The 24,376-nt window shown below is 71.5% G+C and carries 23 protein-coding genes and 1 riboswitch; of the genes, 9 read left to right on the forward strand and 14 right to left on the reverse strand.

What is annotated here, in order from left to right:
• Nucleotides 1–58 precede the first annotated feature (58 nt).
• A complete protein-coding gene (gene zwf / locus OG598_RS10310; protein WP_328654210.1) occupies nucleotides 59–1,438 on the reverse strand; it encodes a glucose-6-phosphate dehydrogenase in 1,380 nt (459 codons plus the stop codon).
• A gap of 213 nt (nucleotides 1,439–1,651) precedes the next feature.
• Here zwf and OG598_RS10315 point away from each other — a divergent pair, with 213 nt between their 5' ends.
• Nucleotides 1,652–3,250 carry a beta-N-acetylhexosaminidase gene (locus tag OG598_RS10315; RefSeq protein ID WP_328654211.1) on the forward strand — a complete coding sequence of 533 codons (1,599 nt, stop codon included), beginning with the start codon at nucleotides 1,652–1,654 and terminating at the stop codon, nucleotides 3,248–3,250.
• Nucleotides 3,251–3,310: 60 nt separating this feature from the next.
• Here OG598_RS10315 and OG598_RS10320 read toward each other — a convergent pair whose 3' ends face one another.
• Complete coding sequence (locus tag OG598_RS10320) at nucleotides 3,311–3,775, reverse strand: hypothetical protein (RefSeq protein ID WP_328654212.1); 465 nt, start codon at nucleotides 3,773–3,775, stop codon at nucleotides 3,311–3,313.
• Between the two features lie 86 nt (nucleotides 3,776–3,861).
• On the opposite strand from OG598_RS10320, the gene OG598_RS10325 reads away from it, so the two are divergent.
• A complete protein-coding gene (locus OG598_RS10325) occupies nucleotides 3,862–4,764 on the forward strand; it encodes an alpha/beta fold hydrolase (protein WP_328654213.1) in 903 nt (300 codons plus the stop codon).
• A gap of 166 nt (nucleotides 4,765–4,930) precedes the next feature.
• On the opposite strand, the gene OG598_RS10330 is transcribed toward OG598_RS10325, so the two are convergent.
• Nucleotides 4,931–5,539, reverse strand: a complete 609-nt coding sequence (locus tag OG598_RS10330) for a TetR/AcrR family transcriptional regulator (protein ID WP_328654214.1) — start codon at nucleotides 5,537–5,539, stop codon at nucleotides 4,931–4,933.
• 70 nt (nucleotides 5,540–5,609) lie between these two features.
• Between OG598_RS10330 and OG598_RS10335 the strand changes: the two genes are divergently transcribed.
• The gene (locus OG598_RS10335) at nucleotides 5,610–6,596 is read left to right on the forward strand and encodes a hypothetical protein (RefSeq protein ID WP_328654215.1); all 987 of its coding nucleotides are present in this window, start codon (nucleotides 5,610–5,612) and stop codon (nucleotides 6,594–6,596) included.
• 292 nt (nucleotides 6,597–6,888) lie between these two features.
• Entirely contained in the window at nucleotides 6,889–7,215 is a 327-nt protein-coding gene (locus OG598_RS10340; protein ID WP_328654216.1) for a GIY-YIG nuclease family protein, read from the forward strand.
• A gap of 196 nt (nucleotides 7,216–7,411) precedes the next feature.
• On the opposite strand, the gene OG598_RS10345 is transcribed toward OG598_RS10340, so the two are convergent.
• The gene (locus tag OG598_RS10345; protein ID WP_328654217.1) at nucleotides 7,412–7,969 is read right to left on the reverse strand and encodes a hypothetical protein; all 558 of its coding nucleotides are present in this window, start codon (nucleotides 7,967–7,969) and stop codon (nucleotides 7,412–7,414) included.
• Between the two features lie 321 nt (nucleotides 7,970–8,290).
• On the opposite strand from OG598_RS10345, the gene OG598_RS10350 reads away from it, so the two are divergent.
• A complete protein-coding gene (locus OG598_RS10350) occupies nucleotides 8,291–9,286 on the forward strand; it encodes a tyrosine-type recombinase/integrase (protein ID WP_328654218.1) in 996 nt (331 codons plus the stop codon).
• 6 nt (nucleotides 9,287–9,292) lie between these two features.
• Here the strand turns inward: OG598_RS10350 and OG598_RS10355 are convergent, their stop codons facing one another.
• The 3 genes from OG598_RS10355 to OG598_RS10365 form a co-directional block, all read right to left on the reverse strand.
• Nucleotides 9,293–9,982, reverse strand: coding sequence for a fasciclin domain-containing protein (locus tag OG598_RS10355; protein ID WP_328654219.1), 690 nt, complete (start codon nucleotides 9,980–9,982; stop codon nucleotides 9,293–9,295).
• Nucleotides 9,983–10,073: 91 nt separating this feature from the next.
• On the reverse strand, nucleotides 10,074–12,173 hold the full coding sequence (locus OG598_RS10360) for a M14 family zinc carboxypeptidase (protein ID WP_328654220.1): 2,100 nt from the start codon (nucleotides 12,171–12,173) through the stop codon (nucleotides 10,074–10,076).
• A 238-nt stretch (nucleotides 12,174–12,411) separates the two neighbouring features.
• Nucleotides 12,412–13,191: an endonuclease/exonuclease/phosphatase family protein gene (locus OG598_RS10365; RefSeq protein ID WP_328654221.1), complete on the reverse strand. Its 780-nt coding sequence runs from the start codon at nucleotides 13,189–13,191 to the stop codon at nucleotides 12,412–12,414.
• Nucleotides 13,192–13,374: 183 nt separating this feature from the next.
• Between OG598_RS10365 and OG598_RS10370 the strand changes: the two genes are divergently transcribed.
• Nucleotides 13,375–14,145, forward strand: a complete 771-nt coding sequence (locus tag OG598_RS10370; protein ID WP_328654222.1) for a sulfite exporter TauE/SafE family protein — start codon at nucleotides 13,375–13,377, stop codon at nucleotides 14,143–14,145.
• On the opposite strand, the gene def is transcribed toward OG598_RS10370, so the two are convergent.
• Together def and OG598_RS10380 are read right to left on the reverse strand one after the other, a co-directional pair.
• The gene (def, locus tag OG598_RS10375) at nucleotides 14,142–14,651 is read right to left on the reverse strand and encodes a peptide deformylase (RefSeq protein ID WP_328654223.1); all 510 of its coding nucleotides are present in this window, start codon (nucleotides 14,649–14,651) and stop codon (nucleotides 14,142–14,144) included. The two genes, OG598_RS10370 and def, sit on opposite strands and share 4 nt — an antisense overlap.
• A 32-nt stretch (nucleotides 14,652–14,683) precedes the next feature.
• Nucleotides 14,684–15,931, reverse strand: coding sequence for a chorismate-binding protein (locus tag OG598_RS10380; RefSeq protein WP_442931465.1), 1,248 nt, complete (start codon nucleotides 15,929–15,931; stop codon nucleotides 14,684–14,686).
• 123 nt (nucleotides 15,932–16,054) lie between these two features.
• Between OG598_RS10380 and OG598_RS10385 the strand changes: the two genes are divergently transcribed.
• Nucleotides 16,055–16,255 carry a DUF5999 family protein gene (locus OG598_RS10385; protein WP_007460326.1) on the forward strand — a complete coding sequence of 67 codons (201 nt, stop codon included), beginning with the start codon at nucleotides 16,055–16,057 and terminating at the stop codon, nucleotides 16,253–16,255.
• Nucleotides 16,256–16,405: 150 nt separating this feature from the next.
• Here the strand turns inward: OG598_RS10385 and gcvP are convergent, their stop codons facing one another.
• From gcvP to OG598_RS10400, 3 genes are all read right to left on the reverse strand, one after another.
• The gene (gene gcvP / locus OG598_RS10390) at nucleotides 16,406–19,228 is read right to left on the reverse strand and encodes an aminomethyl-transferring glycine dehydrogenase (RefSeq protein ID WP_328654224.1); all 2,823 of its coding nucleotides are present in this window, start codon (nucleotides 19,226–19,228) and stop codon (nucleotides 16,406–16,408) included.
• A 73-nt stretch (nucleotides 19,229–19,301) separates the two neighbouring features.
• Nucleotides 19,302–19,400, reverse strand: a riboswitch (glycine riboswitch).
• A 74-nt stretch (nucleotides 19,401–19,474) separates the two neighbouring features.
• Nucleotides 19,475–20,317, reverse strand: a complete 843-nt coding sequence (locus tag OG598_RS10395; protein ID WP_328654225.1) for an NAD-dependent protein deacetylase — start codon at nucleotides 20,315–20,317, stop codon at nucleotides 19,475–19,477.
• A gap of 84 nt (nucleotides 20,318–20,401) precedes the next feature.
• Nucleotides 20,402–21,469 (reverse strand): MerR family transcriptional regulator, encoded by a 1,068-nt coding sequence (locus OG598_RS10400; RefSeq protein ID WP_328654226.1) that lies wholly within the window; start codon nucleotides 21,467–21,469, stop codon nucleotides 20,402–20,404.
• 119 nt (nucleotides 21,470–21,588) lie between these two features.
• Between OG598_RS10400 and OG598_RS10405 the strand changes: the two genes are divergently transcribed.
• Both OG598_RS10405 and OG598_RS10410 read left to right on the forward strand, forming a co-directional pair.
• Nucleotides 21,589–22,245: an NAD(P)-binding oxidoreductase gene (locus OG598_RS10405; RefSeq protein WP_328654227.1), complete on the forward strand. Its 657-nt coding sequence runs from the start codon at nucleotides 21,589–21,591 to the stop codon at nucleotides 22,243–22,245.
• 26 nt (nucleotides 22,246–22,271) lie between these two features.
• Nucleotides 22,272–22,550 (forward strand): DUF1905 domain-containing protein, encoded by a 279-nt coding sequence (locus OG598_RS10410; protein WP_112587027.1) that lies wholly within the window; start codon nucleotides 22,272–22,274, stop codon nucleotides 22,548–22,550.
• A 25-nt stretch (nucleotides 22,551–22,575) separates the two neighbouring features.
• Here OG598_RS10410 and OG598_RS10415 read toward each other — a convergent pair whose 3' ends face one another.
• Together OG598_RS10415 and OG598_RS10420 are read right to left on the reverse strand one after the other, a co-directional pair.
• On the reverse strand, nucleotides 22,576–23,526 hold the full coding sequence (locus OG598_RS10415; RefSeq protein ID WP_328654228.1) for an SAM-dependent methyltransferase: 951 nt from the start codon (nucleotides 23,524–23,526) through the stop codon (nucleotides 22,576–22,578).
• Nucleotides 23,527–23,639: 113 nt separating this feature from the next.
• Entirely contained in the window at nucleotides 23,640–24,335 is a 696-nt protein-coding gene (locus tag OG598_RS10420) for a DivIVA domain-containing protein (RefSeq protein WP_328654229.1), read from the reverse strand.
• Nucleotides 24,336–24,376 lie beyond the last annotated feature (41 nt).

Here is a 24,376-nt window from a genome sequence, read left to right on the forward strand (position 1 = left end):
TCCCACCCGCACCGCTCACCAGCGGTGCGGGCGTGACCGGCCCGGCCTTGGCCCGCCGCTACCGCAGGGCCGGCAGGTGCCAGCCGCCGGCCAGCGCGTCGGCGTCCGCCGGACCCCAGCTGCCCTTCTCGTACGACTGCACCGCCGTCGGCAGATCCAGGATCGGCTCGACGATGCGCCACTCCTGCTCGATCGTCTCGGCGCGCGCGAAGCGCAGGTGCTGCCCGTCCATCGCGTCGTCGAGCAGCCGCTCGTACGCCTCCTGCCGGCGACCGAAGGCCGAGCCGAAGTCGACGGACAGATCCACCGGACGGCTCGCCACCTCGGCACCCGGGCTCTTCGCCTGGATCGACATGGTGATGCCGTCACCGCGCCCCAGGCGGAAACGCAGCAGGTTCGCGGCCCTCGCCGTCCCCCGCTCGGCCGGGATCAACGAGCGCTGCGGCTGCTTGAACTCGACCACGACCTCCGTCGCCGTCCCCGGCAGCGACTTACCGGTGCGCAGGTAGAACGGCACGCCCGCCCAGCGGGGGGAGTCGACGGTCACCCGGGTCGCCACGAACGTCTCCGTGTTCGAGTCCGCCGCCACGCCCGGCTCGTCGCGGTAGCCGGCGTACTGCCCCCGGACGGTGGACTCCGGCGACAGCGGCGCGATCTGCCGCAGCACCGCGGCCTCGGCCTCCCGGAACGCCGCGGTGTCCTCGCTGGCGGGCGCCTCCATCGCGATGAGCGCGACGACCTGAAGGATGTGGTTCTGCAGCACGTCCCGCGTCGCGCCCACGGTGTCGTAGAACCCGGCCCGGCCCTGCGTGCCGAAACCCTCGGCGAGGGTCACCTGAATGTTGTCGATGTGCTCGTTGTTCCACAGCGGCTCGAACAGCCGGTTGGCGAACCGGAAGGCGTAGAGACCCTCGACGGCTTCCTTGCCGAGGTAGTGGTCGATGCGGAACACCCGCTCCGGCGCGAAGGCCGCGCCCAGGGTGCGGTCCAGCTCGCGGGAGGACTCCAGGTCACGCCCGAACGGCTTCTCCACGATCACCCGACCCCGGTCGGCCAGACCCACGGCCGCCAGGCCCTCGACGACGGAGCCGAACACCGCCGGAGGGATCGCCAGGTAGAAGACCGGCCGCTCGGCGTCGCGCAGACGCTCAGCCAGCCGCTGGTACGTCGTCGGGTCCGCGTAGTTGCCGGAGATCATCGAAAGGTTGTCCGCCAGCCGGTCGAAGGTCTCGTCGTCGATCTCGTCATTGGCCTCGGCGACCGACTTGCGGGCCATGGTGACCAACTGCTGATCATCCCAGGGGGAGCGGGCCACGCCGATCACCGGAACGTCGAGGCGGTCGCGCCGGGTCAGCTCGTACAGCGCCGGAAACAGCTTCTTCGAGACGAGGTCTCCCGTGACGCCGAACAGCACTACCGCGTCTGAGCGCATGTGCATGGCACTTCCCATTCGATCATCCGAACCTGATCTTCCGAACGGACAACCGCACGACCCACGCCAGGAATTCCCCAGCGTGCGGCGTACGTGAGGTCGGCGACAGCACTGTCTCGACGAGCCCTTATGTTAAGGAAGGTTTACAGTACAGGCGAAACGCCGGTAGCCTGCGATTCTAATCGACGAAGGTCGATCATCACGAGGCCTGGAGGTACCGTGCGTCGCCGACACACCACCACACGGCTGCTGGCCATAGCCGCACTCGCGCTCCCAGTAATCCTGCCCGCAACGCCCGCCGCCGCCGCGGCGCCCACCGCACCAACCCGACACCTCAGCGACGTCATCCCCGCACCTGTCGAAACCCACCCCGACGCCCACAACGCATTCCGCATCACCCCCCTGACCGTCATCCGCACCACCCCCGGCTCAGCCGCCGCCCGGCGCATCGGCAACCAACTCGCCACCACACTGCGCCCCGCCACCGGCCATCCTCTGCCCGTCCTGCCCGTACGCTCCACCCCGCTACCCGAGATCGCCCTGCTCCTCGGCGGCGCCGACGACCGCGTCGGCCAACAGGGCTACCAACTCGACGTCACCCGCCGCGGCGTCACCATCCGCGCCAACACCCCCGCCGGGCTGTTCGCCGGCACCCAGACCCTGCGCCAACTGCTCCCCGCCGACATCGAGGCACCCGACCGGCAGCGGACCACCTGGACAGTCCCCGGCGGACGAATCATCGACTACCCACGCTTCGCCTACCGCGGCGCGATGCTCGACCTCGCACGCCACTTCCACACCGTCGACGACATCACCGCCTACGTGGACCTGCTCAGCCAGTACAAAATCAACTACCTGCACCTGCACCTCACCGACGACCAGGGCTGGCGCATCCAGATCGACTCCTGGCCCCGCCTCACCACCGTCGGCGGCGGACCCGGCACCGGAGTCGACGGCGTCGGCCCCGGATACCTCACCAAGGCCGACTACAAGGCCGTCGTCGCCTACGCCGCCGCACGACACATCACGATCATCCCCGAGATCGACATGCCCGGTCACACCAACGCCGCCCAGTCGACGTACCCCGAACTCAACTGCGACGGCGTCGCACCGCCCCCGCGCACCGACATCGCGGTCGGCTACAGCTCCCTCTGCATCAACGACGAACTCACCTACCGCTTCGTCGAGGACGTCATCCGTGAACTCGCCGCCATCACCCCCGGACCATTCCTGCACATCGGCGGCGACGAAGCCCACGCGACCACCGACGAGGACTACCGCACCTTCATGAACCGGGTCCTGCCCCTGGTCGCCAAGTACGGCAAGCGCGCCTCCGGTTGGAACGAGATCACCCAGGCCGACCTGCCCACCGACGCCGTCGCCCAGTTCTGGGGCACCGGCACCACCAACGCCAGCCTCGCCGCGGCCGCCGCCCGCGGCAACAAGATCATCATGTCGCCGGCGAACAAGGCCTACCTGGACATGAAGTACGACGCCAACACCCGCCTCGGCCTGCGCTGGGCCGGCCTGATCGAGGTGTCCGACGCCTACGGCTGGGACCCCGCCACCCGGGTCGCCGGCGTCGGCGAGAACGCCATCCTCGGCGTCGAGGCCCCACTGTGGTCCGAAACGCTGCGCACCCTGGACGACATCGAATACATGGCCTTCCCCCGCCTACCCGCGATCGCCGAACTCGGCTGGTCCACCACCGCCAGCCACGACTGGGAATCGTTCCGGACCCGACTGGGGGAGCAGGCACCCCGCTGGCGACTGCAACAGGTCGACTTCTACCCGTCCCCGCAGGTGCCCTGGACCTGACCCGCACCCCGGCGCACGCTGTTCGTGGGCACCGGCCGACCCGGCCGGTGCCCACGACGGTCAGCGACCGCAGGCGGTGTCCAACGCCTTCAGCGGCGGGTCGAGATCCGGCGCCTCGATCTCGGTGGCCTTCGGACTGGCCAGGTGCTTCTCCACACCCGCGGCCAGGGTCTCCAACGCGGTGCGCACCTGCACATCGGCAGCGGTCGGCGCCGCCGTCCTGAGGTCCTGCAACAGCGCGGTGTAGTGGCCGCGAACCTTCGCGCCCGCCTCCTTGGCACTGACCGGCTTGTCGATGGCGGCGATCGCGTCGTCGGCCATCGCCACGTAGTGCTTCTTCACAAAATTGAGACTGGCGTCGCAGACCTGCTTGCTGTTCGCCGCCACGTCCACGGTCGGACTGGACGCCACGGTCGGCGACGGCGCGGCAGCCCCCGCGCCCTCCTTCTCGGCAGGCTGGCAGCCCACGACGAGGCCGACGGTAGCGACCAGGCCAACGACAATACGGACAGGCTTACTCGTCAAGATGTTCCCCCGTGGTGATGTGCGGCCCCGCCGTTCGCGATGAACGCGCGGCGGCCGGAGCGCACCACTGTAGACATCACCCACCGATGACGCACACCGCTTTCACGCCCGGTATCCGCCCCGACCTCACCGGGCATGAGACGTTGGAGCACACAGCCATCTCCAGCGAGGACGCCTCCATGAACCTGGCGTACGACCAGTCAGCAGACACCGGACCAGCGGTGGTCTGCCTACCCATGTTCAGCATGAGCCGCACCGCAACGGCCACCGCCTTCAGCCCCGCCCTCGCGGGCGTCGGCCTACGAGAGATCTACCTGGACCTGCCCGGCCACGGAGACACCCCCGCACACTGCCCACCCACCTCCCAGTCCGTACTGGACACCGTCTGCGCCTGGCTCGACCACCACCTCGACGCGCCGGTCCTACTCGCCGGCGGCTCCTACGGCGCGTACCTGGCCGCCGGCATCGCACGCCAACGACCCGACCTCGTCGCCGGCCTGCTCCTGGTCTGTCCCGGCGTCACCATCGCCCGCCACAGCCGGAACCTGCCCGACGAACCACCACTCGGAGCACCCCCGGCCTGGCTCGACGCCGCTCCCGCCGCCCTGCACGCACACCTCGACGCCGCCCTGGGCCACCGCACCCCAACCGTCGTCGCGACGGTCCTCGCCGCCCTGAACTCCGGCGGCCCCGGTGACCCGACCTTCCAACAGGAGCTGCAGAGCGGCCCCGGCTACGCGCTACCCGACGAGACCGCCGAGGTCGTCTTCGACGGCCCGGTCGCCGTGATCACCGGCCGACAGGACCGCATCGTCGGGTACGCCGACCAGTTCCGCGCCATGCGCCACTACCCGCGCGGCACCTACACCGTGACCGACGCGGCCGGGCACTACCTGCCGTACGAACAACCCACCCTGCTGCGATCACTCAGCCAGGACTGGTTGCGCCGTACCCGCGACCAGGCCCAGACCGCGCCGCGCCGCCCCTGACTGGACAATGGGAGCCGCGGGTCCCGGTCGGCCGGTACCGGGCGAACTTCCGGTTCACCGTCACCACCTGCGCGTGCAATCCGAGCTGGTACTACGAGGACCGGCTGATTTTCGTGGCCAACGACCAGGTGCGACGCGACCAGTCCCGCTGCCGCCGTACGGCTGATCAGCGTTCATCCGCGGCGGCTGGCGCGATCTGGTCGAGGTGTGCGCCGACGGTGGCCTTGGCGGTTGCGTTCGAGGTCCGGCCGGGGCGCAGGAGGGCGTGCAGGATCACGCCGTCGACGAGGGCGTAGAGACGCTCTGCCTCGACCTTCTGATCGAGCCCGGGCCGGAGCGCACCCGCGTCGGCCAGTCGCCGGATCATCGTGGTGAAGGCGTCGGTGAGGCGCTTGTCGATTTCCTTGCGCAGGCCGGCCATTGTCGGTTCCACGACGGCGCGTGCCGTGAACGCGAGCCACACTTCGCACTCGCCGCGCCGTGACCGGTCCAGCGGCAGCATCTCGTCGATCATCGACCGGACCACCGCACGCGGGTCGCCCGTGGTGTCCACGGCTCGGATCCGCTCCTCGATCCGTTCTCCCACCAACCGTAGGGCGAATCCGAGGAGTTCGGACTGGGTGGTGAAGAAATGGCGCAACGAACCCATGGACAGACCGGCCTCGCGCGCCACGTTTCGCACCGATGCCTGCTCCAGCCCGTCCCGCATCACGATCCGCCAGACGGCTTCGGCAAGCTCGGTCCGTCGGGTCTGCGCATCCACCAGCTTCGGCACCACTTTTTATAACACACTCGTGCTACTTTCTTGTTGCTAACACAACTGTGCTAGATAGGCGGGAGCGTCCGTGTCACGTCGAGAACAAGCCTGGCTCACGGCAGCCGTGGTCGGCTGGCTCGCACTCAACGGCGCGGTACTGCTCCTCGCGCCCGGCGACGCCCCCTTCGACTGGCCGGCGCAGCACGACCCGCCATCCGGGCCCGGCCAGGTGATCGCCGCTCAGGCCACCCTCGTCGAGTTGGCACTGCTCGCCGCCGTCGGATACGCGCTCACCCGTGGTCGACCCGCACCGGCGATCGCCGAGCGCGCACCGACAACCCCGACCGCTCGCCGTGAAACAGGGCTCGTCCTGGCGTACGGCGTCCTCGCCCAACTCGGTGGCCTGCTCATCGGCCGAGGGCTCGGCTGGCACCCGATCGGCTTCCACCTGAGCGGCACGCTCGTCGGTGCCACCGATCCGGTCGGGCCCGCCGAGGCGCTCGGCTGGGCCACGTACAACGTTGTGGCCTACGCGCTGTTGCCACTCCTGTGGTTCCGGCGGCGGTACACCGCCCACCAGATGTGTCTGCGCTCGGCCGATCGGCGCGGCGACGCCATCCTCATCCTCGCCGTGCTGGTCCTCGAATCGCTCGCGCAGTGGGTGGTGCTCGGCCACGCGTTCGCCGGCCTGGCCCCGGGTCAGCTCACCGTCGGAGTGCCACTGACATTCCTGCTGTACTTTGCTGGCACGGTGCTGCCCACAGTCATCTTCGTACAGAGCGTCCTCGTCCCCCGATACGCCCGTCTGACCGGCTCCACCACCGCGACCCTCGTTCTCGGCGGCCTGACGTACGCGGCACTGCACGTGTTCGAGGGCTGGGGCAGGTTCGGGTCGCCGCGCGAGGCCACGCTGACGATCCTGTTCGTGCTTCTCATCTACACGCTGCCCGGCGCATTCAAGACCTGGCTCACCGTACGGACCGGCAACGCCTGGGTGCACGCGTGGGCGTACCACGCCTTCGCGCCACACACGATGCACGACACCGGGTTGATAGTTCGGATCTTCCGCCTCTGACATGTGCGGCTCTGCCACCAGCAGGATCGGCAGCACCACGAGCCCGAGACTGAGACCGGGTCCGCCTTCGTCAGCGCCACGGCGGACAACAAACGGTAGCCGGGCATCGCCAGAGAGCGGGCCGAGCGCGGGGGAGAGGTCGACCGAACCCGCCGGTCACTAACGTGACAATCGACGACGACTTCAGGATGACGCTGACGCGATACTGGACGGAGGAGCTGTGAGAGGGATTGGCCGGCTGACCGGCGGTGACCGCTTGGGTTGCCCGAAGGACGCCATGATCGAAGCCGGTATGCCCCCCGATGAACCGCACCACGGCCCTGGGGTCTACGTCATTCTCGCAATCCCCGATCGATTCAGCGCGGCGATCGCCGACCGGGTCAAGATCGGACAGAGCGACGATGTCCGACGCCGCCTCGCCGACCTCCAGACCGGCAACCCGGCCCACCTGCACCTGGCGCACGCCAGTTATGAACCCGACGCCGGTCGGCGACGTGTCATCGAAGCCGACCTGCACCGGCGTTTCGGTCACCTGCGGGTAAACGGCGAATGGTTCCGCTGGACTGACGAGCTGAACGAGCACGTCAACACCCTGTGCGACGAGGAGTGCCACCTGTGACGGCGGCTCGAACGCGAAGCGAATCTGTGGAGTCGGCTCAAGTTGTTGCGGTGGCTCAGGACAACTGAGGACTGACACCCGCCGTGGCACAAGTAAGCCCGCGCCCCGTCCCAGCAGCACGACGAGTGCGATTCGATAATGCACATTATGTAAAGTAGCGGGTTCTGGGCGGTCCCCTCACCGTCGTACGGCGGGGTCAGTCGCGCGACAGGCCGGGCGGGCACGCGTCCTCGTCGGGCCCGACGAGGACGGCGTTGACCAGCGGGTTGCGTCGCAAGGCTGCCAGGATGGCAGCACTGGCGCCGATGTCGGTCCAGATGTCGTCCCACAGGGCGGAGACCAGCCAGGAGCGATCCGCCGGAAAGAACAGGTCGGGCAGCGCCCCGTCGCCGCCGCGCATGTGACCGACGCGCCAGCCGAGAGCCTGCTCCGGCCCGGCCTCGACCAACACATAGGGCCAGTCCCAGTAGAGAGACACCCTCGCGGCGTGCGGAAAGACGACGTCGTGGGCGCCGGTGTCGAGAAAGCCCAGCCACCAGGGCTGATCCGGCGTGCACGCCACCAACTCGTCGACCACGGCGCGTTCGTGGGCGTGGAAGTCGACACCCTCTGGCGGGTGGAAGGTGCCGTACGCCTCGAACACCGGCGGGATCGCCGTGGTGACCGACAGGCCCTGCGTGGTCCGCCCGGCGAGCCAGGCGACGTCGTCGGCCGTGCCGATCCGCCAGGTCCGCCCGTCCTTGCTGACGTCCATGGGCCTCATCGGTGTCGTTGCGTCCCGCGGGCCGCGGTCGACGGCGGTGGGTGACGCATGTGGAGCCCACCCGGCTCGGCCGGCGGCCCGCCACTGGTGCCCCTCGGAGCAGACCAGATCTGTCGGACCATCGAGGTCCCGGTACACGATGGGCATGCCCGGTCGACCACAGGTGGGACAGGTGGCGGCGAGCGACGTCATGCCGCGCACGTTACGTGCTCCTCGGTCAGCTCCCGCCGTAATCGCGGCGGTCCGGGACGAGGCCCCTCTCCCCTCGCTTACCGCTTCCCGGATACGCGAAAATGCTGCATAATATCCCTTATGCATGACAAACAGGACGAATCGCTCGTGGTGCTGATCGAGGAGTTCCTGACCGCGCGGGCCACCCGTAAGCCCTCCCCGCACACCCTGGCCGCGTACCGCAGGGATCTGCGCACGGTCGCGGCTCTGGTCGCGGAAGATGCCACCCCTCCCCTACCCCTGGACGCGCTGTCGATCACCGACCTCTCCCCCCGGGTGATGCGCGCGGCCTTCGCCCGGTTCGCCGCTCCCCGGGCGCCCGCGTCGGTGCACAGGGCCTGGTCCACCTGGAACAGTTTCTTCACGTTCCTGGTCGCTGACGGGTTCGTGGCGGGCAACCCGATGCCAGCGGTCGGGCGGCCTCGGGCACTACTCCCCCAGCCGAAGCCGCTGCGCGGCGCGGACACCCCCGAGGTGCTGCTCGCCTCCGCCGCACGCGACGACGGTCGGCAACGCGACCCGTGGCCGGAGCGGGACGTGGCGGTGTTGGCGGTGGCGCTCTGCGCCGGGCTGCGCCTGTCGGAGCTGCTGGCGTTGCGCGTCGACTCGCTCGGCGGTCGGCCCGGTGAGCGGCGGGTCGAGGTGGCGGGCAAGGGTGGGCGGCCTCGGGTGGTGCCGATCGAGGCGGATCTGGACCGGGTCCTGCGGGACTACCTGGACAGTCGGGTGCGGCGCTTCGGTTCGCGGTCGGTACGCCCCGACTCGCCGTTTCTGGTGGATCGGCGCGGTGAGCCGTTGCGCCGTGGTGGCCTGCAGTATCTGGTCGAGTCGTGTTACCGGCGGGCCGGCATCGGTGACCGGGTGCCGCGTGGTGCGCGGCTGCACGCGCTGCGGCACACCTTCGCGACCCGGTTGGCGGAGGACGGTGCGAGCGCGGCGGAGATCATGCGGTTGTTGGGGCACGCGTCGTTGGCGTCGTCGCAGACGTACATCGAGGTGACGGCCGGGCAGCAGCGCGACGCGGTCCGCGCCAACCGGACCAACCGCGCGCTGGCGGGTCTGGTGCCGCCCGGGTGAGCGTGGTCAGTGTGCGCGGTGGCCGGTGCCGTCGGCGGTGACGGGCAGTGGGCCGAGGACGGCGTTGATGATGTGGATGCGGGCGTTGGTGGCCTGGTAGTCGGCGCAGACCGTGTCGGCGCGGTCGCCGAGGCGGGCGGTGGGCCCGGCGCGGGCGACGGTGACGGTGACGCCGTCGAGGGTGGTGGCGGTGCCGGCGGTGGCGAGGTCGGCGATCGGGTGGTTTCCGGTGATGAGGTGGGCTTTCAGCAGTGTGCGGAGCTGGTCGGTGTGGTGGGTCATGAGGTCGTCCCAGTTGTCCTCGGAGAACGTGGCGGCGAAGGCGTCGTCGGAGGGCGCCAGGAGGGTGACGCCGTCGCCGGCGGGCAGGTCGGTGAGGACGCCGCTGGTGCGCACTGCCGCTTCGAACGTGGTGAGGGTGGGGATCCATCGCAGCGCCTGGTCGACTGGTTGCCCGGCGAGGAAGCTCGGGTTGCCGGGGTCGGTGCCGGTGGGCAGGGCGGCGCAGAGTGGCCCGGTGGGCTGGGGTCCTGCGGTCGCGGTCGCGGCGTCCGTGCGGGGAGCTGCGGGGCTGCCGGTGCAGGCGGCCAGCAGCAGGGTCGGCAGGAGCAGGCCGAGCGTCCGTCGGACGCGCCGAGCGCCGTGCGGTCCGCGGATTCGTCGGGGTTGTCGCGGTGGGGTGGCGGGGTGCGACACGGCGGCCTCCACGGGTGCGGGGGTTGCTGGTGAGGGCCGGCGGCGCGGGGTTGGGCCCGCGCCGCCGGCGTGGTGGCTCGCTAGTTGTCGGTCACAGTGCCGCGCACTGGGTGGTGCGGGGGCCGTGGACGGTGTTGGCGATGCCGAGGTTGTGCGGGGTGGGGTTGTTGCCGGCGCAGGTGAGTGGGCCGCGGATGGTGGTGCCGGCCAGCACTGGTGCGTCGGTGCCGGTGGTGTTGCCGGACAGGTCGACGGGGCCGGCGATGGTGGCGTCGATGATGGAGATGGTGTCGGTGGTGGCGATGCGGACCGGGCCGTTGATGGTGCTGTCGGCGAGGAGGATGCCGGCGGCGCCGGTGGCGGTGAGTGGGCCGCTGATGGTCGTTGCGGTGGTGACGAGTGCCGCGCCGGCCCGGACGGTGACCGGGCCGTTGATGGTGGCGTCGTCGGCGCAGGTGAAGCCGGTGACGGTCAGGGGTCCGTTGCGGCGTCCGGTGAGGGTCGGGTAGACGCGTTCGCCGTCGGTCAGCTTCTCCACTCCCTTGCCGTCGAGGAGCAGGGGGATGAGGCCGCGTTCGGGTTGGTTGAGGGGGATGTAGTGGTCGTCGCCGATGGTGATGACCTTCCAGCCGTGGGCGGCGATGCGCTGGGCGACGGTGGTGCCGACGCCACCGGGTCCGTCGGTGCGGGCGCCGTTGTACTGCGCGTCGGTGAGTTTGTAGGCGCAGGGCGGGTTGTCGAGGATCAGGTCGGCGGGGGGCGCGTCGAGTGGTGGTGGGCTGTCGCCGGGGTGCGGTGCCGGGTGGGCGGGGATGGGGCGGGAGCCGCGGAAGACCAGCCGGCCGGTGTTGGCGGCTTGGGATTCGATGGCTTCGCTGCGGGCTTTCAGGATGTCGGCGCGGTCGGCGCGGTGGTAGTCGAGGAACTGGTGGAACGTCCACAGGGCGGAGTAGGTCTTGCGGCGTCGGTTGTTGGCGGTGTTGCCCTCGTCGGGGCGGGTCTGGCCGCCGGAGCTGCGCAGTTCCAGCAGGGAGTTGGTGACGTTCTTGAGTCCGAGGGTGTTGCGCAGGATGGTTTCTTCGCTGAGGCCGACGTTGCCGCCGCCTTCGCAGCCGTAGGGGCAGGCCCACCAGCCGGCTTCGGCGCCCTTGGCGTACATGTGGCCTTCGATCATGTCCTGGGACTGGTCGAAGATGGGTTGGGCGACGTTCTGGTGCCGTGGGGGCAGCATCGGTAGGTCGCCGGCGCGGGAGTTGCCGAACTCGTGGCCGTCGTAGCCGGCGACGGGTCGGTAGTCGCGGACCATTGTGATGTACGCGGTGGTCTCGGGTTGGCGGATCAGGGAGTAGTCGCGGTTGAGGTCCTGGCCGGTGGAGTTGCCGCGGGTGTTGTTGGCGCGGCCGTCTCCGTTGATGGTGGGGACGATCAGGACGGTGGTGTGGCTGAGCAGGTCGGTGATGCGGGGGTCGGTGCTGAAGGCGAGTTGGCGGGCCATGATGAGGCAGGCTTCGCGGTCGCCGGGTTCGTTGCCGTGCACGTTGCAGTTGATGGCCACGGGTGCGGTGGCGGCGACGGCTTCCGGGGTGGCCGCCGGGGTGGGGTGGCCGATGACGAGCATGTTGATGGGTCGGTTCTGGACGGTGGGGCCGAGTTCGACGACGCGTACGCGGTCGCTGAGGGCGTCGATGGCTGCGGTGTAGGCGTACTCGTCGGTGTCGCTGGTGTACTGCGCGGCGTGGGTGGTCTCCCAGCCGGTGCGTAGTTGCTCGCCGGGGGTGGTGGGGTTGCCCCAGGGTGCGGTGGTGGTGGCGGTGACCGGGTCGGAGTAGGGCTGTTCGGTGGTGCCGGTGCGGGCGCGTACGCGCCATTGGAAGGTGTCGCCGGGGTTGTAGCCGGCGTCGGCGAAGGTGGGTGCGTGTTGGTTGATCTGGCGGTTGGGTCGCCAGATGCCGACGATGGTGGGTGTGCCGGTGGGGGTGTTGTCGGCGTCGACGGGGGTGCGTTCGATCTGGTAGTCGGTGGCGCCGTCGACGGGTTGCCAGGCGAGGGTGGTGTATCCGTCGGCCTGGTGGGCGGTGAGGGCGGTGACCTGGTCGGGTGGTGCGGCGTTGGCGGGGGTGGGTGCTGCGGTGGTGAGGGTGATGGCGATGAGCGTGGACACGGCGATGAGGGTGGGTCGCTGGCGTCTCATGTGGCCTCCGACGAGTTGATCGTGGCGCGTGTCGACCAGCATGGTTGTCGAAGTCCGTCGATGCAATGATCTTGAGGGAATCTTGCGACTCGGTGGTCCGCTCCCCCGCCGACCCTTGATCGACTCGGCTTTCAGCAGGGCGCGGTGTCCGGGGCACGGGGATGCCCCGGTTTTCAGGAAGCCGAGGCGACCTTGGACGCGGACCAGAGCCGCGATGCGGTCGGTTGGGCGATGATGCTCAGCCGAGGTCGACCAGCAGGGGGCGGTGGTCGGAGATGGTCGACGCGGGCGTGGTGACCGCGCGTACCGGTGGGAGCTGGTCGAGGGCCTGCCGGTCGGCGAGGATGTGGTCGAGTTGGACGCGGGGCTGCCCGGACGGGTAGGTGGGGCGTCTGCCCAGGGGGTGCCAGCCGGAGATGAGCCGGGCCGCGCCGGCGGGCAGGTTGAGGTCGCCGAGCAGGACGCGGGGCCCCGGTAGCGCGCGCAGGGCGCGGACGGTCTGACGTAGTTGGCGGGCGTTCCAGCCGGGCACGAAGGACAGGTGGGTCGCGGCGACGGTGAGGGGGCCGTGCGGGGTGTCCAGGACGGCGGCGAGGACCACACGGGGTTCGTCGTGCAGCAGGATGAGACCACCGCGGGGGCCGGGCACGTAGACCGGTGAGCGCACCGGAGCCGGCTTGAGTCGGGTGACCTGCCAGCTGCGTACGGGGTGTCGGCTGATCAGCCCGATGCCGTAGCAGGGTTCGCCGTGGCCGTCGTCTTCGTGGCGCAGTGGGCGGAACTGTTCGCCGGGGGTGCCGACGACGGCGGCGGCGAAGCGGTGGTGGGGTGCGCCGAGGGCGCGGGCGGCGATGGCGGTGAGGTCGAGGTGGCCGCTGCGGCGTTGGTCGCGGTCGACCTCCTGCAGGGCGAGCACGTCGGCGTCGAGGGCGCCGATGGCGGCGGCGAGTCGGTCGGAGTCGACGAGCCCGTCGGTGAGGGACCGTCCGTGCAGCAGGTTGAAGGTGGCCAGGCGCACTCCTGCACCTTACGTGCCCGTGGCATGGTTGCCGGGTGGTGAAGGTCTTGCTGTGTTCGGTGCTGGTGTTCGTGGCGGTCGGAGCGTTGGGGGTGTGGTTGCGGCGTACGCGGGGTCGGTGACCGGGTGAGGCTGGCCACTTGGGTGCCGGCCGGGCGCGTCGGGTGGGCAGAATTGCCGCCCGTGGACGCCGTGACGCTGAGTACCCTGCTGGCCGCCGCCGCGATGGCCGGGTGGGTCGATGCCGTGGTCGGTGGTGGCGGGTTGTTGCTGCTGCCGGCGTTGTTGCTGGCCGCCCCGGGGGTGCCGGTGGCCACCGCGTTGGGCACCAACAAGTTGGCCGCGATCTTCGGTACGGCCACGGCGGCGGCGACGTACGCCCGCAGGACGAAGGTCGACTGGCGGGTGGCGGGCCCGGCGGCGGGGTTCGCGGTGCTCAGCTCGGGTGTGGGCGCGGCGCTGGCCGGGGCGGTGCCGGCGTCGGCGTACCGGCCGGTCGTGCTGGTGGTGCTGGTGTCGGTGGCGGTGTTCGTGCTGCTGCGCCCCCGGATGGGGGTGGTGGCGGCGCCAGCGAAGCGCACTCCGGTGCGGGTGGCGGCGGTGATCGCGGTGGCCGGGGTGGGGATCGCCCTGTACGACGGGTTGATCGGCCCGGGCACCGGCACGTTCCTGGTGTTGGCGTTCACCGCCCTGTTGGGGGCGGACTTCGTGCACGGCTCGGCGATGGCGAAGGTCGTCAACGCGGGGACGAACCTGGGCGCGCTGGTGGTGTTCGGGGTGACCGGGCACGTGTGGTGGCTGCTGGGCGCGGGCATGGCGGTGTGCAACATCGCCGGCGCGGTGCTGGGAGCGCGGATGGCGTTGCGCCGCGGCTCCGGGTTCGTGCGAGTGGTGTTGCTGGTGGTGGTGGTGGCGTTGGTCGCGAAGCTGGGCCACGACCAGTGGGTGAGCTAGCCGCGGCGGCTGGGTGAGTCGAAGCGCCCGGCGCGGATCTCGCGCAGGGCCCGGCGGCGGGTGTCGCCGCGCAGGGTGTCGACGTAGAGCCGCCCGCCCAGGTGGTCGGTCTCGTGTTGCAGGGCCCGGGCCAGGAACCCGCTGCCGGCGATGGTCAGCGGCTCGCCGTGCTGGTCGACGCCTTGGGCGGTGGCGTGCAGGGCCCGCACGGTCGGGAAGTACAGCCCGGGGATGGACAGGCAGCCCTCCTCGTCGTCCTGGAGCTCGTCGGACAGCTCCAGGGTGGGGTTGATGAGGTGGCCGCGGTGCCCGTCGGCGTCGTAGACGAACACCTGGGCGCTGACGCCGATCTGCGGTGCGGCGACGCCGGCGCGGCCGGGGGCGCCGAGCAGGGTGTCCATCAGGTCGGTGACGAGGGCGCGCAGCTCGGCGTCGAAGGTGGTGACCGGTTCGCATCCGGTGCGCAGGACAGGGTCGCCGATGATCCGGATGGGCCGCATGGTCATGGGGTTCAGCGTATCGCCGTGCGGTGCCGCGGTCAGCGCCCGGCCAGGGTGGCGCGGATCGGGGTGGTCTTCGCGGCGGCCTCGGCGACCTCGGCGTGTGCGTCGCTGTCCCAGGTGATGCCGCCGCCGGCCCAGGTGTGCAGTCGCTGTCCGTCGGCGGCGGCGGTGCGGATGGTCAGGCCCAGGTCGACGTGGCCCGGGGCGACCCAGCCCAGTGCGCCCATGCTGGCGCCCCGCCCGACCGGTTCGAGGGCGCTGATCTGGGTCAGGGCGGCGAGTTTCGGGGCGCCGGTGACGGACCCGCCGGGGCAGGTGGCGCGCAGCAGGTCGGCGAGGCCGAGGCCGTCGGCGGCGGCGGCGCGGACTGTCGACTCGGCCTGCCACAGGTCGCACCAGCGGCGCACGGCGAACAGCTCGTCGACGGTGACGGTGCCGGTGCGGGCGATGCGGGCGAGGTCGTTGCGTTCCAGGTCGACGATCATGATGTGTTCGGCGCGTTCCTTCGCGCTGGCGAGCAGTTCGGCGCGGCCGGTGGCGGTGGCCGGGCGGGTGCCCTTGATCGGTCGGGTGATCACCTGCCCGTCGGTGACCTCGACGAGGGTTTCCGGGGAGGCGCAGCCGATGGCCCAGCCGTCGCCGGTGAGGACGCCGCCGTAGCGGGCGCCGGGGAGCGCGCCGAGGCGGCTCAGGGCGGGTAACGGGTCGCCGGTGTAGGGGGCGGCGGCGTGGCCGACGAGGTTGCTCTGGTAGACGTCACCGCGGCCGATGGCGGCGCGGACCGCGTCGACGGCGGCGGCGTGCTGGGCGGGGGTCCAGCTCTCGACCCACTCGCCGAGCCACCACGGCGGCCCTGTGCCGGGCCGGGTGACCCGGGTGGGGCCGTGCTGGTAGACGACGACGGCGAGGTCGGGCAGGGCCGGCGCGGGTTCGGGCGCCCCGGTGGGTGCGCCGGCCAGCAGCGCCCCGGCGGCGGCCGATAGGTACAGCGCCGCACCGCAGACCCCGGTGCCGTGCCGGCCGGTGGCGGGTCGGGTCAGGTCGTGCAGGGGTAGGCCGTGCGCGGCGAGGAACTCCTCGGCGAGGGCCGCGGGGTCACCGCCGTCACCGCGAGACCAGTGCAGGCGGGCGCGTTCGGTCAGCGCACCCCGGCACGCGGCCGGCGCGGCGGGTACATCGATCGACGCCGCCGGGCCGCGGACAGCGGCCACAGCCGCCGGGCCGCTGCCTGCGGCCCACACCTGTGGGAGCGTTTCCACGCCGTACGGTCCAACCTTCCTCATCCGTTCAGTGGATTTCCCGTGCACCAGGCGGGCACCTGCTCGATGCTGGACACTTTCGCTTGGTACTGTGCGTCACTGGTCATGTGAACCATGACACAGTGCCCCCACAGTCCGGAGAACCCGATGTGCCAGCACCAACCGACCTGCCCCTCCGCTGAAGCCACCGACCGGGAAGCCGCGCGGGTCCTCGCCTGCTTCCGTGAGCAGGGCTGGAGCCTGCTCTGCAACGGTGTCATCGTCTTCGAGGACACCGGCGAGCTGCTTCCCGACGGCAGCAGCATCGCACCGCACCGCGGCCCCGCCCGCCACGCTCTCGTGGCCTGACCGACCACTCAGCGTCACCGTTTAGCCGCCGTCGACCCAGGCTAGTCCCCCGGTAAGGGACGTCCCCGCCCAGGTCGCAGCGGCTGCCGGGGCAGGCCGTACCGCCCGCCCCGGCGCGCCGTCGTCAGTCCCCGACCGGCTGCGGCGTCGTCAGTCCTCGAACGCCTCCGGCGACGGGCACGAGCAGACCAGGTTCCGGTCGCCGTACGCGCCGTCGATGCGCCGCACCGGCGGCCAGTACTTCCCGGCCCGGTCCACCCCGGCCGGGTACGCGCCCACCGACCGCGGGTACGCGTGCGACCACTCGTCACCGCTGACCATCGCCGCGGTGTGCGGCGCGTTGGCCAGGGGGTTGTCCCCCGCCGGCCACGCCCCGGAACCCACCTGCTCGATCTCCGCGCGGATCGCGATCATCGCGTCGCAGAACCGGTCCAGCTCGGCCAGGTCCTCGCTCTCGGTCGGCTCCACCATCAGCGTCCCCGCCACCGGGAACGACATCGTCGGCGCGTGGAAGCCGTAGTCGATCAGCCGCTTCGCCACGTCGTCGACGCTCACCCCGGTCGCCTTCGTCAACGGCCGCAGGTCGAGGATGCACTCGTGGGCCACCAGGCCCTTGTTGCCGGCGTACAGCACGGGGAAGTGTCCCCGCAGCCGCGCCGCCACGTAGTTCGCCGCGAGCACCGCCACACCGGTGGCCCGGGTCAGGCCCTCGGCACCCATCATCCGCAGGTACGCCCACGGGATCGGCAGGATCCCCGCCGACCCGTACTTCGCCGCCGAGATCGCCGGCGTGGCGTCCATGTGCGCGCCCAGCGGGTCACCGGGCAGGAACGGCGCCAGGTGCGCGCGGACCGCCACCGGGCCCACCCCGGGGCCACCGCCGCCGTGCGGGATGCAGAACGTCTTGTGCAGGTTCAGGTGCGAGACGTCCGCGCCGAACTTGCCGGGCTTGGCGAACCCGACCAGGGCGTTGAGGTTCGCCCCGTCGACGTACACCTGCCCGCCGGCGTCGTGGACCTTCGCGCACAGCGACGCGATGCCCGTCTCGTACACACCGTGCGTCGATGGGTACGTCACCATGATCGCGGCGAGCGCGTCGCGGTGCTTGTCGATCTTCGCGTCCAGGTCGACGAGGTCGACGTTGCCGTCGTCGTCGCAGGCCACCACCACGACCCGCATGCCGGCCATCACCGCCGACGCCGCGTTCGTGCCGTGCGCCGACGACGGGATCAGGCACACGTCGCGGTGCGTCTCACCCCGCGACGCGTGGTACGAACGGATCGCCAGCAACCCGGCCAGCTCACCCTGCGAACCGGCGTTGGGCTGCACGCTCACCGCGTCGTAGCCGGTCACCTCGGCCAGCCACGACTCCAGCTGACCGATCATCTCCCGGTACCCGACGGTCTGCGCGTCCGGCGCGAACGGGTGGATGTTCGCGAACTCCGCCCAGCTGACCGGCTCCATCTCGGTGGTCGCGTTCAGCTTCATCGTGCACGACCCCAGCGGGATCATGCCCCGGTCCAGGGCGTAGTCGAAGTCCGACAGCCGCCGCAGGTACCGCAGCATCGCCGTCTCGGAGTGGTGGCTGCGGAACACCGGGTGGGTGAGGAAGTCGCTGCCGCGCGTCAGGTCGACCGGCAGGGCCGCGTCCACGTCGCCGTCGAACGCGGGCACCCCGAACGCCTCCCACACCAGCGCCAGGTGCGCGTCGGTAGTGGTCTCGTCGCAGGACACCCCCACCCGGTCGGCGTCGACCAGCCGCAGGTTGACGCCACGGTCCGCGGCGGCGGCCACCACCTCGGCGGCCCGCCCCGGCACGGTCGCGGTGACGGTGTCGAAGAACGCGACGTCCGCGACGTCCACCGCAGCGGCGCGCAACCCGGCCGCGAGGCGCGCCGCCATCGCATGGGTACGCGTCGCGATGTCCCGCAGCCCGTCCGGGCCGTGGTAGACGGCGTACATGCCGGCCATCACCGCGAGCAGCACCTGCGCGGTGCAGATGTTGCTGGTCGCCTTCTCCCGCCGGATGTGCTGCTCACGGGTCTGCAACGCCAACCGGTAGGCCGGGTTGCCGTCCGCGTCGCGCGACACCCCGACCAGGCGCCCGGGCAGCATCCGCTCCAGGCCCGAGCGCACCGCCAGGTAACCGGCGTGCGGCCCACCGAAGCCCATCGGTACGCCGAAACGCTGGGTGGTGCCGGCGGCGATGTCTGCGCCGATCTCCCCAGGTGCGCGCAGCAGCGTCAACGCCAGCAGGTCCGCCGCGACGGTCACCAGGGCGCCGACGGCGTGCGCCGCCTCCACGAGGCTGGCATGGTCGCGTACCGCCCCGGACGCCCCCGGGTACTGCAGGTGCAGGCCGAAGAACTCCGCCGGCAACTCGTCGCGCTGCACGTCGAGGACCCGCACGTCGATGCCGAGCGGCTCGGCCCGGCTGGTGATCACGGCGATGGTCTGCGGCAACGCGTCGGCGTCGACGACGTACACGCCGCTCTTGCTCTTGGAGGCGCGCCGCGCCAGGGTCATCGCCTCCGCCGCCGCGGTGCCCTCGTCGAGCATGGAGGCGTTCGCGGTGGTCAACCCGGTCAGGTCGGTGACCATGGTCTGGAAGTTCAGCAGCGCCTCCAGGCGGCCCTGGCTGATCTCCGGCTGGTACGGCGTGTACGCCGTGTACCAGGCCGGGTCCTCCAGCACGTTGCGGCGGATCACCGCCGGGGTGTGCGTGCCGTGGTACCCCAACCCGATCATGGAGACGGCGACGGTGTTACGCGCCGCGAGGGCCCGCAGCTCGGCGATCGTCTCGGCCTCGGTGGCCGGGTCGGGCAGGTCGAGGGTGCCGTGCCAGCGGATCACCTCGGGGATCGCGGCGTCCATCAGCTCGTCGATCGAGTCGTGCCCGACGACCTCCAGCATCCGACGCTCATCGTCGGGGCCGGGACCGATGTGACGGGTGGCGAACTGCTCTACGGTCATAGGGGGCACTCCCGGGGCGAGGTCGACGTGTCGGCCTCCCCCTCTGTCGCACCCACAGGGGCACTCCACAGTGCCTGCCCACGAGGTCCTTTTGCCTGAGAGGTTCCGGGGAGGATTTGCCCCTTCGGCGCCGCCCTGCGTGCTGTCGGGCGGTCTCTCCCACGTGGGTGTTACCGGCATGGTCAACGCTACCAGCGTCGGTGTTTCCGGCGGATGTCCTACCCCCGGGCCCTCAGGGCCCTCCCGTCACACCTCGAGTGGGGCTCCAGTGGCGACCCGCGCGGCGAGCTGCGGCAGCACGACGCCCAGCGGCGCGTCGACGCACACTGTGGCGTGGCCGTCACCCCGGGTCGGCCCCTGGTTGACGATCGCGACCGGGATGCCCCGTTTGGCGGCCCGAATCACGAACCGGCGCCCCGACATCACCGTCAACGACGACCCGAGCACCAGCAACGAGCGGGCCTGCTCCACGGCCGCGAAACACCGCGCCACCCGCTGCGCCGGCACCGTCTCACCGAAGAACACCACGTCCGGTTTCAGCATCCCGGTGCCGCAGATCCCGCAGTCCACCGGCCGAAACGCCGCCACCTGCTCCTCAGGGAGATCAACATCACCGTCCGGGTTGACCGCGGCGACGCGGGCCACGAACTCCGGGTTGGCCTCGCGCAGCCGCCGGTGCAGCTCCTCCCGGGAGGTCAGGTTGCCGCAGTCCAGGCAGGTCACCTCGTCGAGGCGGCCGTGCAGCTCGATCACCGACGGGCTGCCGGCCGCACCGTGCAGACCGTCGACGTTCTGGGTGATCACCGTGTCGACCAGCCCGGCGTGTTGCAGCCCGGCCACCGCCCGGTGCCCGGCGTTGGGCGCCGCGCCCGCGATCAGCCGCCAGCCCAGGTGGCTGCGCGCCCAGTATCGCCGCCGGGCCAGGGGATCGCGGGTGAACGCCTGGAAGGTCATTGGCGTGTGCCGCCGCGCCACCCCGCTGGGCCCCCGGTAGTCCGGAATTCCCGACTCGGTGGACAGGCCGGCGCCGCTGAGCACCACCACCCCACCACCGGCCACCAGCGAGGTCAACGCGTCGAAGCTCTCCATCACCTCTCCATGCTGCCTCAACCGGTTCGCCAACGCCGAGCCCCGCGCCGGGTGGGCAGCCCCACCCGGCGCGGGCGCAGGCGGCTACACCGCGACGACGTCGGCGACGACGCAGGCGATGTTGTCCGGCGCACCCTCGGCCCGCGCCAGATCGATCAGCGCCCGCACCGTGTCGCCGGGATCGTCCGTCGCGGCCAACGCCGACCCCAACTCGACCCGGTCGACGACAGCGGACAGCCCGTCGGAGCACAACAGGTACCGGTCACCCGGCAACGCGGTACGCAGCGCCAGATCCGCCTCGACCTGCCGGCCGCCGCCGAGGGCACGCACCAGCACCGCGCGCTGCGGATGCGCCGCGGCCTGGTCACGGTCGAGCCGGCCCAGATCGACCTGGGCCTGCACCCAGGTGTGATCCTGCGTGAGCAGCGACAGCTCACCGCCGCGCAGCAGGTAGGCCCGCGTGTCACCGACGTGCACCAGCGCCAGCCGGGAACCGCTGAACAGCAGCGCGGTCAGCGTGGTGACCGGCTGGTCGGTGTCGGTGGCCAACCCGCACACGGCGCTGTCGGCGTCGCTCACCGCGCCGGACAGCATCGTCAGCAGGTCGGCCGCCGGCACGTCGGTGAGCGCCAACGGCTTCAGGGCGTCGACGGCGGCGGCGCTGGCGGCCGCGCCGCCGGGCCCCCGCATACCGTCGGCCACGGCGAGCAACCGCCCGCTGGCGTACGCGGTGTCCTCGTTGCTGTCGCGCACCAGGCCGGTGTCACCACCGGCGGCGCAACGGACGGCAACTGTGGGATTCGGGTCGGACATGGTGGTGCCCCCTTCAGACAGGTGGTCCACGAGGAGGGTGGCGAGCCGGGCGCGGGCCGCGGTGTCGGCGCTGACCTGCCGCCAGTACGCGGTGACCGCCTCAGCCGCCGCCGCGGGCTCCAGGCCGCACACGACCCGGATCGTCGCCAGCGGCATACCGAGGCGACGCAACTGGGCGACCAGCCGGGCCACCGGCAGCTGAGCCGGGTCGTAGAGCCGGTAACCGGACTCCGGATCGACGGCGGCCGGCACCAGCAACCCCACCTGGTCGTACAGGCGCAACGCCTTCGGTGTCAGCCTCGCCGCCCGGGCGAACGCCCCGATGGTCATCAGCCCCACGTCGACATCCTCCTCGCAGCCGGCCACGGCGACCGGCACCCACCAGGCTCAGGGTTACCCGAAGGTCAAGGTCAAGCCGGTGACGCCGCCCGCACCCGCGGCGCCGGTAGGTTGGGCGCATGCGCGTCGTCATCGCCGGAGGCCACGGCAAGATCGCCCTACTGTTGCAACGCCACCTCGTCGGGCGCGGCGACACCGCCGTCGGCCTCATCCGCAACCCCGAGCAGACCGCGACGCTACGCGCCGCCGGCGCCACCCCCGTCGTCTGCGACCTGGAACACACCCCGCTCGCACAGGTGGCCGAGCACCTGCACGGCGCCGACGCGGTGGTCTTCGCCGCGGGCGCCGGCCCCGGCAGCGGCGCCGCCCGCAAGGACACCGTCGACCGGGCCGCCGCCGCGCTACTCGCCGACGCCGCCACCCGCGCCGGCGTCCACCGCTACCTGCTCGTCTCCTCCATGGGGGTGGACACACCACCCGCCCCCGGCACCGACGACGTGTGGGCGGCGTACCTGCGCGCCAAACGCGCCGCCGAGGACGACCTGCGCGGCCGCGACCTGGCCTGGACGGTGCTGCGACCCGGCCGGCTCACCGACGACCCACCCACCGGGCGGGTCACCCTCACCCCACACGCCGGCCGTGGCGCGATCAGCCGCACCGACGTCGCCCACGTCCTCGCCGCCCTACTCGACGAACCGCGCACCACCGGCGCGACACTGGAACTCGTCGACGGGCCCACCCCGATCGCCGAGGCCGTCCGCGCCGCCGCCAGCTGACCGACCCGTCGCGCCGAGGAGAACCCATGGACCCGCAGCCACTCGACTACCGCTTCACCGCGCCCATCGAGAAAGACGGCGCGTTCGCCACGTACGTGACGGTGCCCGACTCCGCGGACCTGCTCGGCACCCGACGCGCCGTCAAGGTCACCGGCACCATCGACGGGCACCCGTTCAACGCCACCCTCATGCCCTCCGGCGCCGGCCCCCACTGGCTGCCCATCCGCGCCGCCCTGTGCAAGACCATCGGTAAGAGCGCCGCCGGCACCGAGGTCACCTTCCACCTCGAACAACGGCTCAGCTGACCACCCGCCGCACCGACTGTCGCCCTCAGCCGCCCGGGCGGTGCGCGGCGACCAACACCGGCCCGCCGGGGACTGTCGGGAAACGCCGCACGTCACCCAACCCGGCCCCCGCCAGCACCTCCGCCATCCGGTCGGCGTCGAAGGCGTTGCCGCCGTTGCGCACGGCGTTCCACCGGTCGACGGCCGCCCGCAACGGGTCCCCGGCCGGCGGATTGGTGCCGGCCACCAGCCAACCACCGGGTCGCAGCGCCTGCACCAGCCGGGGCAGCGCGAGCGCCAACGTCTGCTGGGGAAGAAACGGCGCCGGCACCCAGACCAGGTCGTACCCGCCCGGCTCGGCCACCTCCGCGACGTCCTGAAGGCGCAGCGTGATCCGATCCGCGACATCGCGGGCCTCGGCCAACTCCCCGATCGCGAGGTCCAACGCCCGTTGCAGCACGTCGATACCCACCACCGACACCCGCGGCAACGCGCGGGCCAGGGCGACAGCCAACGCCGCCACACCCGTGCCCACGTCCAACACCCGGGCGTCCGCCGAGTCCAAGCGCTGCGCCAGCCCCGGCAACTCGGGCACCACCCGGGTCGCCAACGCCCGACCGGTCGCCGCCGACGCCCGGCCCTGATGCAGCAACACCTCGTCGTCCACCTGCGCCCAGCCGACCCCACCCCCGCCGGAAGGCTCCTGCGCCGCCGCGGCGACCGCCTGCCGCAGCGAACTCAACCGCGCCTGCACCGTGCTACGCCCGGTCGGCCCGTCGGCCGGCACCAGCGACGGGTGCGCGACCGGCGTCGCGCCGTCCCAGGACAGCAGACCGGCGGCCTCCAACACCGCGCTGCGGTGCGGCGACGCCGCGAGGACCTCGGCGAGCGGGGCCGACAGGGCGTCACTCATGGTGCCGACCGCGGCCGCCAGCGCCCACGCCGACGCCTCCAACGCGGCCAGCGGATCCGCTGATGGGGACGGTGATACCGACACGACATCGCCTCTCCCAGCGGCGGGCCACGGTCAGCCCCGCCTGGCCCCTCCGACTATGCCACCGCCGACAGCGCGCCGGGTGGGGTCCACGTCAGGGCACCCCACCCGACGACTCAGCGCTGCTGGTGTCGCGGCAACGCCGACTGGCCCACCACGCCACCCACGAACGGCGCCCCCGGCGTCTCCGCCGCGATCCGATCCATCGTGCGCGCCAACTGCTCACTGCCGTCGTCGAGATGCCGCGCCGCCGCCTGCATGTGCGACACCATCATCTCCCCGAAGATCCGCAACGCCTCCCGGGTCGCCACCGTGTCGTCGAAGCTCGACCCCGCCGCGCTGCGGTACTCCGCCACCGCCCGCTCGGCCTCCTGCTTCGCCTCCGCCTCCGCCGCGTGCAGGTAACTCTCGTACTGCACCCGGGCGTACTCGGCGACCCGACGCGCGTAGTCATGCGCCTGCGCGATGATCTGCTCGGCCTCGCGCTGCGCCGCCGACAGCAGATTCACCTCCCGCGCGGCCGGGGCCTTCGCCGCCGCCCCCGTACTCGGAATCACCCCGTGCCGGTGCAACTCCACCCGGTCGGTCAGCCGCTCGTTCTCCGCCCGCAACGTCGCGATCTGCGTCGCCAACAGATCCAACTCGTCAGCGACCTGCACCCGGAACCGGTCCACGTCAGCGTTGTCGTAACCACGCCGAGCGAACGACGCCGCACCGAACTCCCACCGCCGAACCCGATCGGCGGTGATCCGCACCTGCACACCGCCGGAAACCTGCACCCCGTCATACCGACTGATCGGCGTCGCACTCACCTGTGCAGACCTCCGTTCGCGACCGCCGGGCTCGCAAGTTC

This window comes from Micromonospora sp. NBC_00330 (assembly GCF_036136635.1).
Lineage (GTDB): Bacteria > Actinomycetota > Actinomycetes > Mycobacteriales > Micromonosporaceae > Micromonospora > Micromonospora salmantinae.